The following is a 17,625-nucleotide window of genomic DNA, read 5'->3' as shown; positions in this document are numbered from 1 at the left end:
GTTTCCGTTATCTGCGGAATTGTCGGCGGAATAATCGGCGGAATTGTTTCCGTTATCTGCGGAATTGTCGGCGGAATAATCGGCGGAATAATCGGCGGAATAATCGGCGGAATTGTTTCCGTTATCTGCGGAATTGTCGGCGGAATAATCGGCGGAATTGTTTCCGTTATCTGCGGAATTGTCGGCGGAATTGTCGGCGGAATAATCGGCGGAATATTTGGTGGAATATTTGGTGGAGTTGTTTCCGTTATCTGCGGAACATTTGGTGGAATATTTGGTGGAGTTGTTTCCGTTATCTGCGGAATTATTGGCGGAATAATCGGCGGAATAATCGGCGGAATTGTTTCCGTTGTTGGTGGAGTTGTTGGTGGAGTTGTCGGCGGAATTGTCGGCGTGGGATCGATCGCGTCGTCAGTCGAAAACACAATATTACCCACACTACTAGAACGCGGAAACGACTGCGATGTAATGCTAGATTGTCCCGTGGTAATTGCACCCGCCGTACCGTTGCTAGCAGCATTTCCAACGACAAACGGTTGAATCGGCGTCCCTCCATCTCCCCCAGCGTGCACAATTGTAATTTGGCCACCACCGGCACCGCCAGCAGTAGAAATGCTAGCAAATCCCGTCGGCGAAAGTGGAGTTGAAAAAGTACCAGTAGCGCGGAAAAATCCCCCTGTCGATTCAATAAACACATTCCCACCGGTGCCGCCAGTACCGCCTTGGGCATTGATAAATTCTACTTGAATATCGCCGATCGGATCTAAGAACACATTGCCGCCATTTCCCGCTGTACCAAAGGAGGTAAGTCTTCCCGCCGTAATTGAATTTAAAGCTTTAACAGTGATGTTCCCGCCGATATTTCCCGCCGTATTCAAATCTCTAGCATTCACTTGTCCCTGCGGGCTCAAAAGCTCGATCGTCCCTCCATTTCCAGCATTTGAAGCAGTGACATTGCCCAATAAATTGATATTTCCCGCGCTATTTACTTGCAAGCTTTGCGCGTTAATTGTCGAGTTGGCTGTCACGTCGCCAGCATTTTTGATCGCGAAATTTGCTAACTGTCGAGTGGCGCCGACGGCTGCGCTAAATGTGATGTTGCCGCTACCTGAATCCAGATTTAGGCTGCGGGCCGCATCAATACTGTCGATCGCACCTCCAAACGCAATATTTCCGCCACCAGTGCTCAATATCGTGTCTTTCGTCAACCCGATCGCACCGTTAATATTGATATTGCCATTATTAGTAGTAACATTGCCACCCAACTTAGTGCTCGCAGCAGCAATACTAAAACCAGAATTGCTCGCAATATTACCTGTAAATTCCGCTTGCTTTGCGGTAACATTCAAAACAGAAAGTGGTGCTGTTCCGCCGATATTTCCTTGCACCAGCACATTGCCTGTAGCTGCATCTAAGTTTAACAAATGATTGCCGTCGATCGCACCAACTATCTTAATATCTCCGCCGCCGGTACTGAGATTAATATCGTTTCCGAGTTGGATAGTGCCGTTAAGGGCGATCGGATTTTTATTGGTATTGATGCCAGAATTTAAATTAATTGTGGAAGCGTTGAGGGCAATACTGCTGTTGTTATTACCCGTCAGAGTGCCATCAAGTGCGATCGCCCCAGTTCCCCCTTGAATACTTACGGGGTCTAAAAATGTGAGATTATTGGGTATACTAACCTTGGCCGTGCTATCCGATCGCCCGATCGCGATCGAGCTAAACCCATTTTGAATCAAATTAATTTCAGATCCAGTCAAATCTAAAGCGCTAGTATTGTTATCAATTCCGCCAACCGCAATATTTTGTCCTGCTGTTGCTGGTTGCAGCGTTAGCGCCCCCGTACCAGAAACATTACCTGAAAAATCAATTTCACCGGCAGTTAAAGTCAGCGGGTTACTACCTGCGGCTAAAGTCGAACCGAAAGCAATAGTTGCATCTCCCAATGTAAAAGTTACAGGAGTATTTAATGTCACCGGCCCACTAAAACTAATGTTGTCATTAGTTGTGGTAATATTTCCGCTTAGGGCAACGCTTCCCGCGCCATTTTGATTAAATGCACCGTCTAATTTCAGATTATTTAAAATATTGAGATTGCCCGTATTGCTAATTATTAGCGTACCGTTATTCGTGGTAGTCAAAGTTTTTTGCAAATTAATAGTATCAGCCGAAATTCCAATATTGCCAGCTACGTTAACCGCTGAATTCGCATTGATATTTTTTCCGCTAATTTGCAACTTGCTTAAAGCATTAGCATTGCCAACTGCACCATTAAATGTAACATTACCCGTACCTCCATTCACAGTCAATTCGCTACTGCCGTTAACTGTATTATTAAAAGTAATGTCGCCACCTGCGATAATCGGATTATTGGCAACAGTGACAGCATCTCCGTAGGTTTGAGCGCCGGTTGTAGTGACATTGCCATTAAGTTGAGTTGTGCCGCCAGCATCTGTCGTCAAACTTGCGGCATTGACTGTTTGATTAAATGCGGTGGTTACTGTAGAGTTAGCGGTGATATTTCCTAACGCCTTTGAACTCCCAACTGCACCATTGAATGTAATATTGTCACTACTCGCCTTCGCCGTCAAATCGCTGGTACCATCAACAGTATTATTGAAAGTAATGCTGTCACCTGTGAGAATGGGATTATTGGAAACAGTGACAGCATCTCCGTAGGTTTGAGGGCCGGTTGTCTTGACATCGCCATTAAGTGTAGTTGTGCCGCCTGCATCTGTCGTTAAACTCACGGCATTGACTGTTTGATTAAATGCGGTGGTTCCTGTAGAGTTAGCAGTAATATTTCCTAATGTTGCGGTCTTGCCAACTGCACCATTGAATGTAACATTACCGCTCACCGCCTTCGCAGTCAAATCGCTGGTTCCGTCAACAGTATTATTGAATGTAATGCTGTCGCCTGAAAGAATCGGATTATTGGCAATTGTAACTGCATCTCCATAAGTTTGACTGCCAGTTGTAGTGACATTTCCCTTGACTTGAGTTGTGCCGCCAGCATCTGTCGTTAAACTCGTGGCATTGACTGTTTGATTAAATGCGGTAGTTCCTGTAGAGTTAGCAGTAATATTTGCTAATGCTGTGGTATTGCCAACTGCACCGTTGAATGTAACATTACCGCTCAGCGCCTTCGCAGTCAAATCGCTGTTACCGTCCACAGTATTATTGAAATTAACGTCGCTGCCTGCGAGAATGGGATTATTGGCAACAGTGACAGCATCTCCGTAGGTTTGACTGCCGGTGGTAGTGACATTGCCATTAAGTGTAGTTGTGCCGCCAGCATTGGTAGTGAAACTGGTAGCCGTGACAGCATTAAATGTAGCTGTACCAGCACTATTGACGGTGATATTTCCTAATGGTGTAGTATTGCCGATCGCCGATTTAACTGAAAAGTTAACTGTACCTGTTTCTAAAGTGAGATTGCCGCTGCCATCAATGTTATTGTTAAACAGAATATTGCCACTTGCTGAATTGCCATTGCTGACTAAGACATTATTTCCAACTAAGGTATTGCCGTTAATTGTGATATTTTGAGATTGAGTGGTAATATTGCCCTTCAGGTTATTAGTTGTAGCGTTGAGAGTAATCGAAGCATTATCTGTTCCCGAAATCGATTGATTCGGATTGACAAAAATTGTGCCTTGAGTATTGAAAGTCACTGGATCTTTGAAAGATACTGGCAAATTGTCTACAGTGATATTGCCTGTAGTAGTGTTCCCTCCGAACACGATCGCACTAAATCCATCACTCAATGCCGATAAAAACGGTGATCCTAAATCGATCGCCTGCGGATCGTCAGCAAGTCCAGTCTGGAAGCGAATGCCGACATTGGGCGAAAACGGCACAATTGACAAATTACCTTTACCCTGTACGGAATCTGGGCCTCCAGAAAAGCCAATCTCATTGCCACTAATGCTAATATTTCCAGTACCTGGCAATCCCTTAGCATCAATGATATTTATCCCAACTTGATTGGGAGTTGCGATCGCGATATCTCCGGCGGTACCCGAACTAGAACTAGAGTTCCAAACTACTCCGACATCTGCTACAATGTTGCCAGTTTTCCCCGTGAGTGTGATTTTTCCGCCATCGCCAGCAGTCGAACTTGAGTTAAGATTACCAGGAGTAATATTGTTAGCACTGAGTGTAATCGGGCCGCCATTTCCGGTAGTAGAACTTGTATCGATCGCCCCTGGAAGAGGATGAATAATATTACCGTTATTGCTCGTAAGGGCGATCGCACGTCCGGGATTCGTAATATCGCCCGTGGAAATATCGCCAGTTGTGGTGATACTTATAGCGCCTGTGCTGGTAATATTGGCATTTGCATCTACTGCAAGTGCAGCCAAGGGATTAGTGCCACCTACAGGCCCATTAAAATTTACAGTGCCAGTAGTAATGTTTAATTGATTGTTGCCGTTCACAGTGCCGTCAACAGTCCCGCCAAAGGTGATATTTCCACTTTTCGCGGTTCCTGAAGTTGTGATGGTAGTAATGGGTTGAGTGAGGATGGCGTTTGTTGGGAAACTTATATTGCCACCAATTCCAGTTTGAGCAGAGGCATTAATATCACCATTAAGGGTAATATTGCTCGTACCCGGATTAAAAGTAATTGTTCCTGCATTACTGCTACTAGAAGTTGAATTTGTACGGGAATCGATCGCACCTGTAGTAATCCCATCTGGAGCAGTCAAGGAAATTGTTCCTCCATTTCCTGACTGAGAAGAGGAATCCAAAAGTTTGCCAGTGGTGTCAATCGTGCCTGTTCCTCCTGTAACAGAGAGGGCAATATTCCCTCCCGTACCTGCACCTGATGAAGCGGAATTTAGACTAGCACTAATGTTACCACCAGTAGTTGAGAGGGCGATCGCGCCTCCATTTCCTGACTGAGAAGCCGAATTCAGATCGGCAGTAATGTTACCACCAGCAGTTGAGAGGGCGATCGCGCCTCCATTTCCTGACTGAGAATCAGAATTCAGAAAGCCATTAGAGGTGTCAATCGCGCCTGTTCCTCCGGTGACAGAGAGGGTGATATTTCCTCCCGTACCTGCACCAGAGGAACCGGAACCTACAATACCAGTAGTAATGTTACCATCAGCAGTGGAAAGGGCGATCGCACCCCCATCTCCTGATTGGGAAATGGAATAGAGAGTTCCAGCAGTCGTGTCGATCGTGCCTGTTACTCCGGTGACAGAGAGGGTGATATTTCCTCCCAGTTGACCACTGGATTGCATAGAACCAGTAGTAATGTTACCACCAGCAGTGGAAAGTGCGATCGCGCCGGCAGTTCCTAATGGAAATGCAGAGGAATCCACAGATCCAGCAGTCGTGTCGATCGCACCTGTTCCCGCAGTAACAGAAAGGGTGATGTCCCCTGCCGAACCTGCACTCGAACGGGAAAGAATGCCGCCAGTATTAATGTTACCACCAGCCGTTGAAAGGGCGATCGCGCCTCCATTTCCTGACTGAGAAGCAGAATTCAGAAAGCCATTAGAGGTGTCAATCGCGCCTGTTCCTCCGGTAGAGAGGGCGATCTTCCCTCCCGTACCTGCAGTACCTGATGAAGAGGAATTTAGATTACCAGTAGTAATGTTACCACCAGCGGTTGAGAGGGCGATCGTTCCCCCATTTCCTGAATTGTTGGAAAAGGAATTCACAAATCCCTTAGAGGTGTCAATCGCGCCTGTTCCTGCAGTAACAGTGAAGCTGATATTCCCTCCCGTACTACCTGATGAAACACCTGTTGCCAAAGAATTCACTTTGCCAGTGGTAATGCTACCGCCAGTCGTTGAGAGAGCGATCGCTCCCCCACTTGTTCCAGTAGCACCTAGAGTGCCCTGAGATGTGTCAATCTTGCCTGTTCCTCCTGTAGAGAGGGTAATGTTTCCTCCCGTATTGATACCTGCTGAAGTGGAATTCAAATTGCTAGTGGTAATGTCACCCCCAGTCGTTGAAAGGGCGATCGCTCCCCCTTTTCCTGGAGCGGCTGTAGTGGTAAAAGAATCGAGAGGGCCAGCAGAGGTGTTGATGGCACCATTTCCTGCGGTAACTTTAAGGGTGATATTCCCTCCCGCAATCCCTGGGTTGGAGGAAGAAGAATCCATAGAGCCAGTGGTAATGTTACCACCAGCAGTGGAGAGGGCGATCGCTCCCCCACTTGACATGAGAATGCCATTAGAGGTGTCAATCACGCCTGTTCCTCCAGTAGTGAGGGTAATGCTTCCCCCCTTAGTCCCTGCACTTGTGGAATCCATAGAGCCAGTGGTAATGTTACCGGCAGTAGTGGAGAGGGCGATCGCGCCTCCATTTCCTGAAAAGTTAGAGGAATTCAGAGTGCCTGCAGAGGTATTGATATTATTGGTACTGGCGAGGGTAATATTTCCGCCGGTAGTAGTAAGGTTGGCATTGACTGCTATTGCATTACTAGCATTTAATGCGATCGCACCATTTCCATTATTAGTAATAGGTTGATTAACCGTAATATTATTATTCGCTTGCAGCGTCAGAGAATTACTATTATTCCAAGCAACGGGAGCACTTACTGTAATATCGCCTGCACTTGCAGCAACCGACGTAGTAGAAATAGTGACATTGCTTAAACCCAGTTGCGTTTGCAGCGTCCCGTTATTGATTGTAGAAGTAGCCCCAACCGGAGCAAATACACCTACGGCGAATGTACCGCCTGCATCCGCGCCGGTGCTAATCGTAATATCAGTCGGATCTAATAATAATGTGCCAGCAATGCCCAAGGGCGATCGCAAATCCACTAATCCTTGAAAATCCAGCGATTGCTTTCCCGACACCTCCACAAAGCCGCCATTCCCCGAAAATAAGCCACCTCTGGCGGTAATATTGCCATTAAAGCGAGTAGTTTCATCAGCCCAAACAATCACTCGCCCACCATTGCCATTACTAACAGCATCAGCATTAATTGTCGAGTCTGCGCTAACAAAAGTCCGCAAAGCATTCGGCACATTCCCCAAACCCTGATAATCTCCGCCAATCAGTACATTACCGCCACCGTTAACCCCAGAAGCATTGATATTACCTGCAATAACACCTACTTTCTCACCCAATATGTTAACATTACCGCCAGTGTTTCCAGAAACGTTGATGTTGCCGCTGGCGATCGCAGTTCCCGCAGCTACCGGCACAACAACATTCCCCGTCAACACAACTTCTCCATTAGCATTTACCGTCAAACCAGTGGCCTGTGCCGCACCTTTCCCAGTCAGCAACTCCGGCAAAGATAACACAGGCTGCGTCCAATTATTCGGCAGCGAGCTTTGAGTTGTTGTAGGCTGAATATCTAAATTCAATAAATTTCCAACTTGACTAATCCGCACCAAATTTTGACCCGGTACAGCGCCGATCAGAATATTTCCCCCCGGCGCAGTTAGCTGACCGGTATTAACAACCGTACCAGCAAGCAAAGTTAAATTTTGACCTGGTGTCACCGTCAAATTGCCTGCATTAACAATGCTTCCCCCTGGCAAAGTTGTAAACGCAAAACTATTCGGCATCCCGATTAAAGTTGCCCAGTTGTTATTGCCGATCGCACTAAACCACTGATTGTTCCCAAAACCAATCCCTGTAGCCGTAGTAGCATTAAAAGATCCCGGCACGTTGAGGCTGGCATTTAGCCCGAAAATCATGCCGGCAGGATTCATCAAAAATAAATTGGAATTGCCGCCCGTAACTTGAATTAAGCCATTGATTAAAGAAGGATTTCCCCCAGTAATCCGCCCCAGAATATTTTGAATATTGGGATTAGTCAAAAAGTTAGCCGTTTGACCTTCGCTAAGACCAAACTGAGTAAAACTGTGAAAAAGATTAGCCTTATCTCCGCTCAAAGACCCCCCGGAAATGTCGTAGCGGTTGCCGTTGGGAGTCACAACTGTGTTAGTGCCGTCCGGTGCCGGGGCGATGGGTTGCGCGTTTGCCGAACCCGCCGCTGCACTGAGCCAGCCAACTATGAATAACCATCCGAGCAAAGGTAGTCTGTTGGCTGTCATTGTGTTTAAAGATTGTGCTTAAAGTGCGATCGTATTTATCTATCCTATTTTTACTGCTAAAAACTCCTCATGTCAATAGAATAGCAAGATTTTTTATTCTCTAATAGTTGGAAAAGGAAAAAATGTATGTATTTAATTACTAGGATTTACGTAGAAACAGTTTTTTACTAACACTCAGCAAGCGGCAATAAAACTGGGTTTATTGTTTCCACTTTCACTACTTCTCTGATACCCCACAAAAACGGATACCGTGTCACGTACTCCTGTCGTGGAAAAATCAAAATTTTAGACTCAAGTTCAAACTCCCAGATTCATCTGCCCTTGTAAATCTCAAATCTCAAATCGACTCACGCCATTACCTTAAAAAGCCGGATTGATGCGTTCGGGACTGCTGGTAAAAATACGAGGCGGAATCCGAAGGTTAGGAGTAAAAAATCACTCAGTATATTAGTCAAAAATACGCAAATATCGATCGCCTATAGCCGCCACTTGCTGAGAACACCGAAAAACACGCTCAAATCCCTACTCGCAGTCGCCACTTCACTCTTCTGCACACCCGCTAACAGCTTGCAGCCCGCTTCGATCGCTGGTCGAACAGCCGAGTTTTTCTCGTAAACTTTATATTTTTTTGATTAACTTTACCATAACTTTATAAAGCTTGAGTAAAATTTTTATGTATTTTTGATGAAAGCTAATATTTGCAAGTGTTGCAGTCAGGTTGAGACCGTTACCGACACGAACAAATGTAGTAGGTTGGAAGTCTAGGCAGGGTGAAAATCTTGCTGTTACAGATTAAAGTGTGGCACTCTGGTGTCAGTGAAAACTCTTAGAAGAAGCACTCATTTACTCAAAAACACACCTAAGTGATATCAATCTGTCGATTCACTGGTGTGGAGTCTCTTCTGTAGGTTTGAGCATCGTCCTAAATATCGCATAAGAGGCGATCGTCTATTCCCGTCACGGGAAAAGTGCGTTTCCCGCCTTACTACCTAACAACATTGGAGGAATCAGGGTTATGACCACCTTAACGCTAGTCAAAAAAACATCTTTTACCGTTGCCAGCTTGGCAACCACAATCTTGCTCAGCATCTGCACGCCCGTGCAAGCTTTCATGTTTGGCACAAAGGGCATCCAATTCGATGAAGATACAAGCATAAACTTTACCTTCGACGAATCACACGGCAGTTACCAGTCCAGCTTGTGGGTAGCCCAAGCTCTGTCGGGAAGCAATGGCTACAGCAACATCACCCAACTGTTTTACGAGTTCAAACCCTCGGATAACGGGAGCGCTGATCAATCGAAAGGAACCTTCGGCAACTCAGTCAGCTCGAACAACGGCTCCATAACCCAAACCGTCACTTTTTTGAAAGATCAAACTTATGCCCTGCTGCTGTGGAGCGACAGTGGCACCGGCAAACAATTCGAGCAGTACGTCTCCTCAAGCACCTTCATGAACAGCCCCGACTGGTTTGCCGCCAACACCCAGTTTCGGAGAGATGACTGTTTGGTGACGGGCTGTCAGCAAGCGGTATTTGGCGACTTTAAGCTCGACTACAACTCCAGCGACTCATTTACCAACATCAACGGCGGTAAAGGCCCAGAGCAATATTCATTGCTGACAGTGGCCCAACTGGCTCAGGGCACAAAAATCTCCTTCGACGATGCCGCAGGAAAAAAGGACGCTGACTTTGAAAACTTCATCATTTCAGCCGAGTTGGCCCCCGAGCCTGTGACAGTGTTCGGCACTATGCTGGGGATCGGGGCTTTGGCTGCCGCTCGCGGGAAAAAAAAGCGACAGCAGCAACCAGAAAAATGACTCTTAAGCATCCCCATACAAATCTAAATAGTGCGTCTGTTCAGTGGTACTGTGAGAAATAGCATTTCTAAATGTTAAGACTTTTTCCACCACGGGAAAAATAGAATCCTAACAAAGGCACTATTCATGGTATCCACCGCAACAAAAACGAACGTAGGCTACATCACCCAAATTATTGGGCCGGTTGTAGACGTAAAATTCCCAGGTGGCAAACTGCCCCAAATCTATAACGCTATTACGATCGCCGGCAAAAACGAAGCAGGTCAAGACATTTCTGTTACCTGCGAAGTTCAGCAACTGCTCGGAGACAGCCAAGTGCGTGCAGTTTCCATGAGTACAACCGACGGCTTAATGCGCGGTATGGAAGTAGTAGATACCGGGAAAGCGATCCAAGTTCCCGTCGGCATCCCGACTCTCGGCCGTATTTTTAACGTCATCGGCGAACCCGTAGACAACCTCGGCCCGGTCGATACTTCCGAAAGTATGCCCATCCACCGCCAGCCGCCGGCTTTCACCGAACTAGAAACCAAGCCTTCGGTGTTTGAAACAGGGATCAAGGTCATCGACCTCCTGGCTCCCTACCGTCGCGGTGGCAAAATCGGTTTGTTCGGCGGCGCAGGCGTCGGCAAAACCGTGATTATGATGGAACTCGTCAACAACATCGCTAAGGCTCACGGCGGCGTGTCCGTGTTTGGTGGTGTGGGCGAGCGCACCCGTGAAGGTAATGACCTTTACAAGGAAATGATCGAGTCTGGGGTTATTGACGAAAAAGACCGCAGCAAGTCGAAAATTGCCCTAGTATACGGTCAAATGAACGAGCCTCCCGGTGCTCGGATGCGCGTGGGTCTGTCGGCTCTAGCGATGGCCGAATACTTCCGCGATGTCAGCAAGCAAGACGTGCTGTTGTTCATTGACAATATCTTCCGGTTCGTGCAAGCGGGCTCTGAGGTATCGGCTCTGTTGGGTCGGATGCCTTCGGCTGTGGGATATCAGCCGACTCTCGGTACAGACATGGGCGATTTGCAAGAACGGATTACTTCGACTACCGAAGGTTCGATTACTTCGGTTCAAGCTGTGTACGTACCTGCGGATGACTTCACTGATCCAGCGCCGGCTACAACTTTTGCTCACTTGGACGCTACAACTTTGTTGTCTCGCGGTTTGGCTGCGAAGGGTATTTATCCGGCTGTTGATCCCCTGGAGTCTACCTCCACAATGTTGCAAGTTAGCATTGTAGGCGAAGAACACTATGGTGTTGCGCGTCAGGTGCAGTCTATTTTGCAACGCTACAAGGAATTGCAAGATATTATTGCGATTTTGGGTTTGGATGAGCTGTCGGAAGATGACCGCTTGACTGTTTCTCGTGCTCGCAAAATTGAACGTTTCTTGTCTCAACCGTTCTTTGTGGCGGAAGTGTTCACCGGTTCGCCTGGTAAGTATGTCAAGCTGGCTGATACCATTAAGGGCTTCCAAATGATTTTGGGTGGCGAACTTGATGAGTTACCAGAACAAGCTTTCTATTTGGTTGGCGATATCAATGAGGCGATCGCCAAAGCTGAAAAAATGAAGGCTGACGCTAAGTAATTTTAGTCATTAGTCATTGGTCATTAGTCATTAGTCATTGGTCATTAGTCATTAGTCATTAGTTATTAGTTAACAATTAACAGTTAATGAGTGATAACTGCTGACTGCTGACTGCTGACTAATGACTGATGACTGCTGACTGATGACTAATGACTGCTGACTGCTGACTGCTGACTAATGACTAAGGAAAATTTATGACATTAACTGTGCGCGTAGTTGCCCCAGACAAAACTGTTTGGGATTCTAATGCTGAAGAAGTAATTCTGCCGAGCACCACAGGCCAATTGGGTATCTTGAGCGGTCACGCTCCGATGTTGACTGCTTTGGATACCGGAGTAATGCGCGTCCGTCCTGGTAAGGAATGGGTGTCTATTGCTCTGATGGGCGGCTTTGCAGAAATCCAAGAAAACAAAGTTACTATTCTTGTCAACGGCGCTGAAAAAGGCGAAACGATTGATAAAGAAGCTGCTCGTGCTGCTTACACCGAAGCAGAAGCTCGTTTGGACAAGTCTGCTAGCGGCACTTTGCAAGAGCAAATTCAAGCTAAGCAAGCAATTAAACGCGCGAGAGCTCGTTTCCAAGCTGCCGGCGGTACGCTTTAGATAGGACGGTAGGGACAGGGTACTTTTGTATCTCTGGTTTGTATCAAGCGTCTCGATCCCCCCTAGCCCCCTTAAGAAGGGGGGGACAAGAGCATTCTCAAAGTCCCCCTTTTTAAGGGGGATTTAGGGGGATTTGGTCTGGGCGGTAAACGACAGATACAAAAGGTTTTAGTTGACCCTATGAACAATGTTGTGTCCCTACTTTTTTTGCTAAACTCCGGCCTCGGATAATAGAAATTGCATTGTTTCCCAAGATAACCCCTGCTGAAGATAGCGGGGGTTATTTGGATTGTAGGGGCTCTCCAGCCGATCGACACTCACAATCTTTGCTCCCTCCGGCAAAACTGGAACCTCTGGATCAAAAGCAGTCGATCGCACCAGGGAGCTAGAAAACCCTTTAAAAATAGCAATTTCGTCGAATTCGCCGTCAATTTGGGCCTTGACGATTAACACTTCGTGCGATCGGGCGATCGTGTATTGTTCCAAACGGCGAGCAATAGAGTCAGCCATAGCAAATCTCACCTTCCTGAAATCTGCTATAATATAGCTTAATTTTGTGGCTAATTTCAGGGACAGCCAGCAGAAATTTTATATTTAATTCTACCTTTTTTAACAGCCGGAAGTAAGCCAACATAATATAAGTCCTATCAAAAACATCTGGAATATATTACTCCTGCAAAACCTACTTAACGATATTGTATGAGCCACAGAAAGACTAGGTTTCAATTATCGTTTTCCATTCAAAATATTAGACAGCGTTTGGCTTGGAGATATTCGCTGTTATTTATACTATTTCTTTGCTTGAGTTTAACTGTAGCAAGTTGCAACTCCGATCTAATAAATAGCTTTACAGCAAAAGAACAAAACTCATCCTCAAACTTAACAAAAATAGTAAAAATCGGCCATCAGCCTTTCGGAACGTTTTTTTATCTCAAAGCTAAAGGCTCTTTGGAAGCGCGTTTAGCAAAAATGGGGTGGTATGTAGAATGGACGGAATTTGTCGCAGGGCCGCCAATTTTAAAAGCAATAGGGCAAGGAAAAATCGATCTGGGTTACACAGGAGTTGCGCCGCCAATTTTTGCCCAATCTGAGGGCATACCTTTTGTTTATATTGCTAATGATTCAGCTTTACCTGGAAGCATTGGTATCATAGTTCCTCAAAATTCTCCTATTCGGACTCTGGCAGATCTCAAAGGCAAGAAAATAGCAGCAACTCGGAAAACAGCAGGTCACTATTTGTTAATTCGGGCGTTAACTCAAGGTGGCTTGCAGTTAAAAGATGCCGAATTAGTCGATTTGCCTCCGCTCAAAGCTCAGGAAGCATTTATCAGAGGCGAGGTTGATGCTTGGGCGGTTTGGCAGCCATTTTTAGCTAAGTTACAGGAAACTATACCTGGTCATTTCTTGACTGATAGCGAGGGGCTGATCAATGACAGAAACTTCTATTTGGCAAGTCGCTCTTTTGCTAGCGACTTTCCCGATATTGTTAAAACAGTGATGGGAGAAACCAGACAGATGGCTAATTGGATAACTAAGAATCCCGATCGAGCAGTAGAATTCATCACCGCTCGAACCGGAATGAAAAAAACAACAGCTATAGTATTAACTAAAAGCCGCAGTTACGATTTACTACCTATTCAAGACAGGGCAGTTGAAGAACAGCAACGTATTTCTGAAATTTTCTTCAGGTTGGGACTCCTTCCAGATAGAATTTGGATTGAAGATCTGATCTGGAAACAAAAATTAGATTTATAGAAGAAGTCAGTAGTCAGTAGTCAGTAGTCATTAGTCATTAGTCATCAGGAAGAAGGAAGAAGGAAGAAGGAAGAAGGAAGAAGGAAAGCTTTAGCTATCGTCGCGAGAGAAGTCAGGATCAATCGACCGCCTGGGGACTGGGGCTATTAAGAACTTCCTAACTATTTGGCGGTTGCTATATAAAACCAGAAGTTACGAAAAGATAACGATAAATCAACGGTGGCGATTGTGCTAGCCGGAAAAATGCAATTGGGTGTATCCTAGAGACAGAGTTCAAACTGTTAAGTAACAGAATAAAATTAAAATGTCCTCAATTGCCAATCAACTGCGTTACGGTTTTGTCTCGATTGTTGTGGCAAGCGTATTGATAGCAGGGAGTACGTTAGCTTACCTCAGCTTTCGGGGACAAATAGAACAGACAAAACAGCTTCAGTACGAGCGATCGCAAGCTGCTGCCGCCCAAATTAGCGCTTATCTGGATAACTTGCAGCGCCAACTCAATTACTTGTCAGAATTGCGCGGCTTAACAGAATTTAATAGTGAAACTCAGCGCAGCATTCTTGAAGGATTGATCAGCAGCAACAGCGCCTACGAAGTGGTAGGAATTTTTGACAGTAAAGGTCAAATCGTACAGGCGATGTCGCCTTACGAACCCTTCTCTACATCTAGCTTAAATTTAGCAGGTATTTCGGGAGATGCACCTATATTTTGGGAGACGTTTCGACAGGCTCAAAATTATGTGAGTTCAGTAGATGTCGATATGAAGACAACGGTTAATGTTGTCAATTTAGCCGTGCCTATTCGCGACAGTAAAAATCAAATTTCTGGAGTATTATTTGCCAGAGTTAGTCTCAATTTTTTAATTCAAATTGCAGCCAGATCGCAAGTTGGAAAAACTGGATATAGCTATGTTATCGACCACCGATCCGTGATGATTTCGCAAACAGGAAACAAGATTAATCCATATTTACTCCCAGATTTGAAAGGGCGATCGTTTGTAGGAGAGTTATCCAAATTAGCTTTAGCTTCGGGGAGGGAATCTCCGCTGGTTTATCGAGGTTGGCGCGGGGAGGAAGTCATGGGTACGGGTGCGATCGTCCGTCGGGTACAGTGGATGGTGGTTGTAGAGCTACCGACAGCCGAAGCTTACGCTCCCGTGCGATCGCTCATTTATGTCATGGGTGCAGTTACCACCGCCAGCGCCCTCGCCGCCGTGGGCTTGGGAGTCGCTTTTGCGCGATCGATCACAAATCCTTTGAAATCCCTAACATCCGCAGCTACTGAAATGAGTAGCGGAATCTTGGAAACTCGGGTAAATATTGCCACATCTAACGAACTAGGAAAATTAGCTGATGCTTTCAACAGCATGGCCGGTCAATTGGAAGTATCTTTCACAAAATTAGAGGATCAAAATGCCCAATTGCAGCGACTTGACAAACTCAAAGACGAATTTTTAGCCAATACTTCTCACGAACTCCGCACCCCGCTTAATGGCATTATTGGTTTAACAGAATCTTTGATAGACGGTGCTACAGGACAATTGCCAGCACCGACTATTTCTAATTTAAAAATCATTGCATCTAGTGGCAGAAGACTCTCCAATCTCATCAACGACATTCTTGATTTCTCGAAGCTGAGACACAAAAATATTGAACTGCAAATCAAGCCAGTCGGCATCCGAGAAATTGTCGATATCGTGGTAACTCTTTCTCAACCTCTAATTGGTGCCAAAAACTTGCAGTTGATTAATTCAGTCACTCGCGAAATTCCCCTGGTAGATGCCGATGAAAATCGGGTACAACAAATTCTTTATAACTTAATCGGAAATGCGATTAAATTTACCGACACTGGTACTGTAGAAATTTCGGCAAATGCGATCAGCTTGAATTCGCCCCAGTTGCTTGATCAAGAAATTTCAGTAACCAGCCAAATTCAATCTTTAATTGTCAGGTCAAAACTGCAAATTACGGTATCCGATACCGGGATTGGCATTGCTGAAGATAAATTAGAACGAATTTTTGAATCTTTTGAACAAGCAGACGGTTCTACTGCTAGAGAATACGGAGGAACTGGTTTAGGTTTGGCTGTTACAAAGCAGTTAGTCGAGCTGCATGGCGGCGAAATTCAAGTATTTTCAAAACTCGGTGTTGGTTCGGAGTTTACCTTTAGTTTGCCAATTTCTAAAAATCAGTATGTCGATCATAATCATTTAACACCAACGGCTCGACAATCTTTAGTTTCAAAAATAAATGAGCCCAAATCGCTCGCGACTGAAAGTGCTGTACCAACCTTTGACAATCATAGTTCCAGCATCTTTAAAGAACATCAAGAAAATAATCAGATAAAAATCTTGATTGTAGATGACGAACCTGTAAATGTTCAAGTATTAACTAATAATTTAGTTTTGGAAAATTATACGATCGTCGAAGCTAGCAGTGGTAGAGAAGCTTTAGCTCTTCTAGACGGAGACTACAAGCCAGATCTAATTTTGCTAGATATCATGATGCCACGGATGACTGGTTACGAAGTTTGCCAGACAATTAGGGAAAAATTCACAGCCAGCGAATTACCAATCGTGATGCTAACCGCCAAAAATCAAGTATCTGACTTAGTACAAGGTTTCAATGCAGGAGCCAATGATTTTTTAACTAAACCGTTTCTTAAAAATGAATTGTTAGCCAGAATCAAAACTCACATCCGTCTGACAAAAATTAATGCAGCCTATGGTAGATTTGTTCCTCACGACTTTCTGCGATTTTTGGGACACGAAAGTATCATTGATGTCCAATTAGGCGATCAAATTCAGAAAGAAATGACAGTTTTATTTTCGGATATTCGCTCCTTTACGACTATCTCCGAAGCGATGACTCCTCAAGAAAATTTTAATTTTCTTAACAGCTACCTCCGACGAGTGAGTCCGGTAATTCGCGCTCACCAAGGTTTCATTGATAAATATATTGGGGATGCGATTATGGCACTATTTCCTGAGTCGGCAGATGATGCTGTTCGCGCGGCGGTGGAAATGCAAAAACAAGTTATTCTTTACAACCTGCACCGACAACTAAGCAATTATGCACCGATTACGATTGGCATTGGTTTGCACGCGGGCACTTTAATGTTGGGTACGATTGGCGAGCAAGAACGGATGGAGAGTACAGTGATTGCTGATGCGGTGAATCTCGCTTCTCGTTTGGAAGGATTGACTAAGGTTTATGGATCGGGAATTCTGGTAACAGATTCAATTTTAGAGCGTTTGGGCGATCGATCGCAATATCTGTACCGATTTGTCGATAGAGTCACAGTAAAAGGGAAAACATCTGCCGTGTCTGTGTTTGAAATTTATGATGCAGAAACCGAACAAAGCATTCAGCTAAAACAGGAAACTGCTGCTGCATTTCAAAAAGCTCTAGAGCTTTATGTCGAGCAAAATTTTCCTAAAGCGCAAAAAATATTCAAGAATATTTGCGAAACAAATCCTCAAGATAAGTTGGCAGCAATCTACTATCAGCGCTGTCTGAAGCATCAAATGTATGGAGTACCAGAAGGATGGTCGGGGATAGAATGTTTACAGGAAAAGTAGTAAAACTAGCATCAATCTGAAGTCAGAAATTTTCAGGTATTTATCTAATTTTTCGGCTCTGACATCAGTCATAATATATTCAGACCGAAGCCTGAAAGCCGCAAATTGGGGATTTTCTCGAAAATTTAATGTAGAGTTAGCTGATTTTGACTTCACAATCGAATATAATGGGGGAAGCTATCCGAAAAAGAACCTGGTTTTTCTAAGAAATCTCAGGTTGGACAGCGATTCAGGAAGCAACCGAGAATCAGGCTG

Annotated in this window: 7 protein-coding genes; 5 read left to right on the top strand and 2 right to left on the bottom strand. The window is 45.1% G+C overall.

Translation table 11 applies throughout. The annotated features are described in order from the left end of the window. Window positions 1-8,033, bottom strand: an 8,033-nt coding sequence (locus QUB52_RS04775; protein WP_332974687.1) for a two-partner secretion domain-containing protein, incomplete at its 3' end; no start/stop codon positions are given. Window positions 8,034-9,048: 1,015 nt separating this feature from the next. Between QUB52_RS04775 and QUB52_RS04770 the strand changes: the two genes are divergently transcribed. The 3 genes from QUB52_RS04770 (at window position 9,049) to atpC (ending at window position 12,035) form a co-directional block, all read left to right on the top strand. Continuing rightward, a complete protein-coding gene (locus QUB52_RS04770) occupies window positions 9,049-9,849 on the top strand; it encodes a PEP-CTERM sorting domain-containing protein (protein ID WP_265239018.1) in 801 nt (266 codons plus the stop codon). A 126-nt stretch (window positions 9,850-9,975) separates the two neighbouring features. Continuing rightward, complete coding sequence (gene atpD / locus QUB52_RS04765) at window positions 9,976-11,433, top strand: F0F1 ATP synthase subunit beta (RefSeq protein WP_106149425.1); 1,458 nt, start codon at window positions 9,976-9,978, stop codon at window positions 11,431-11,433. A 194-nt stretch (window positions 11,434-11,627) separates the two neighbouring features. Next, a complete protein-coding gene (gene atpC / locus QUB52_RS04760; protein ID WP_265239017.1) occupies window positions 11,628-12,035 on the top strand; it encodes an ATP synthase F1 subunit epsilon in 408 nt (135 codons plus the stop codon). Window positions 12,036-12,245: 210 nt separating this feature from the next. Here the strand turns inward: atpC and QUB52_RS04755 are convergent, their stop codons facing one another. Beyond that, window positions 12,246-12,545, bottom strand: a complete 300-nt coding sequence (locus tag QUB52_RS04755; protein WP_265239016.1) for a DUF7734 family protein — start codon at window positions 12,543-12,545, stop codon at window positions 12,246-12,248. 291 nt (window positions 12,546-12,836) lie between these two features. On the opposite strand from QUB52_RS04755, the gene QUB52_RS04750 reads away from it, so the two are divergent. Continuing rightward, window positions 12,837-13,790, top strand: coding sequence for an aliphatic sulfonate ABC transporter substrate-binding protein (locus tag QUB52_RS04750; protein ID WP_442923214.1), 954 nt, complete (start codon window positions 12,837-12,839; stop codon window positions 13,788-13,790). A gap of 304 nt (window positions 13,791-14,094) precedes the next feature. After that, window positions 14,095-17,370 (top strand): response regulator, encoded by a 3,276-nt coding sequence (locus tag QUB52_RS04745; RefSeq protein WP_332974689.1) that lies wholly within the window; start codon window positions 14,095-14,097, stop codon window positions 17,368-17,370. Window positions 17,371-17,625 lie beyond the last annotated feature (255 nt).

This window comes from Microcoleus sp. A6-C6 (assembly GCF_036705955.1).
Taxonomy (GTDB): Bacteria; Cyanobacteriota; Cyanobacteriia; order Cyanobacteriales; family Microcoleaceae; genus Microcoleus.
Note: the sequence above shows the minus strand (reverse complement) of the source record. Positions and strands in the feature narration are given on the sequence as shown.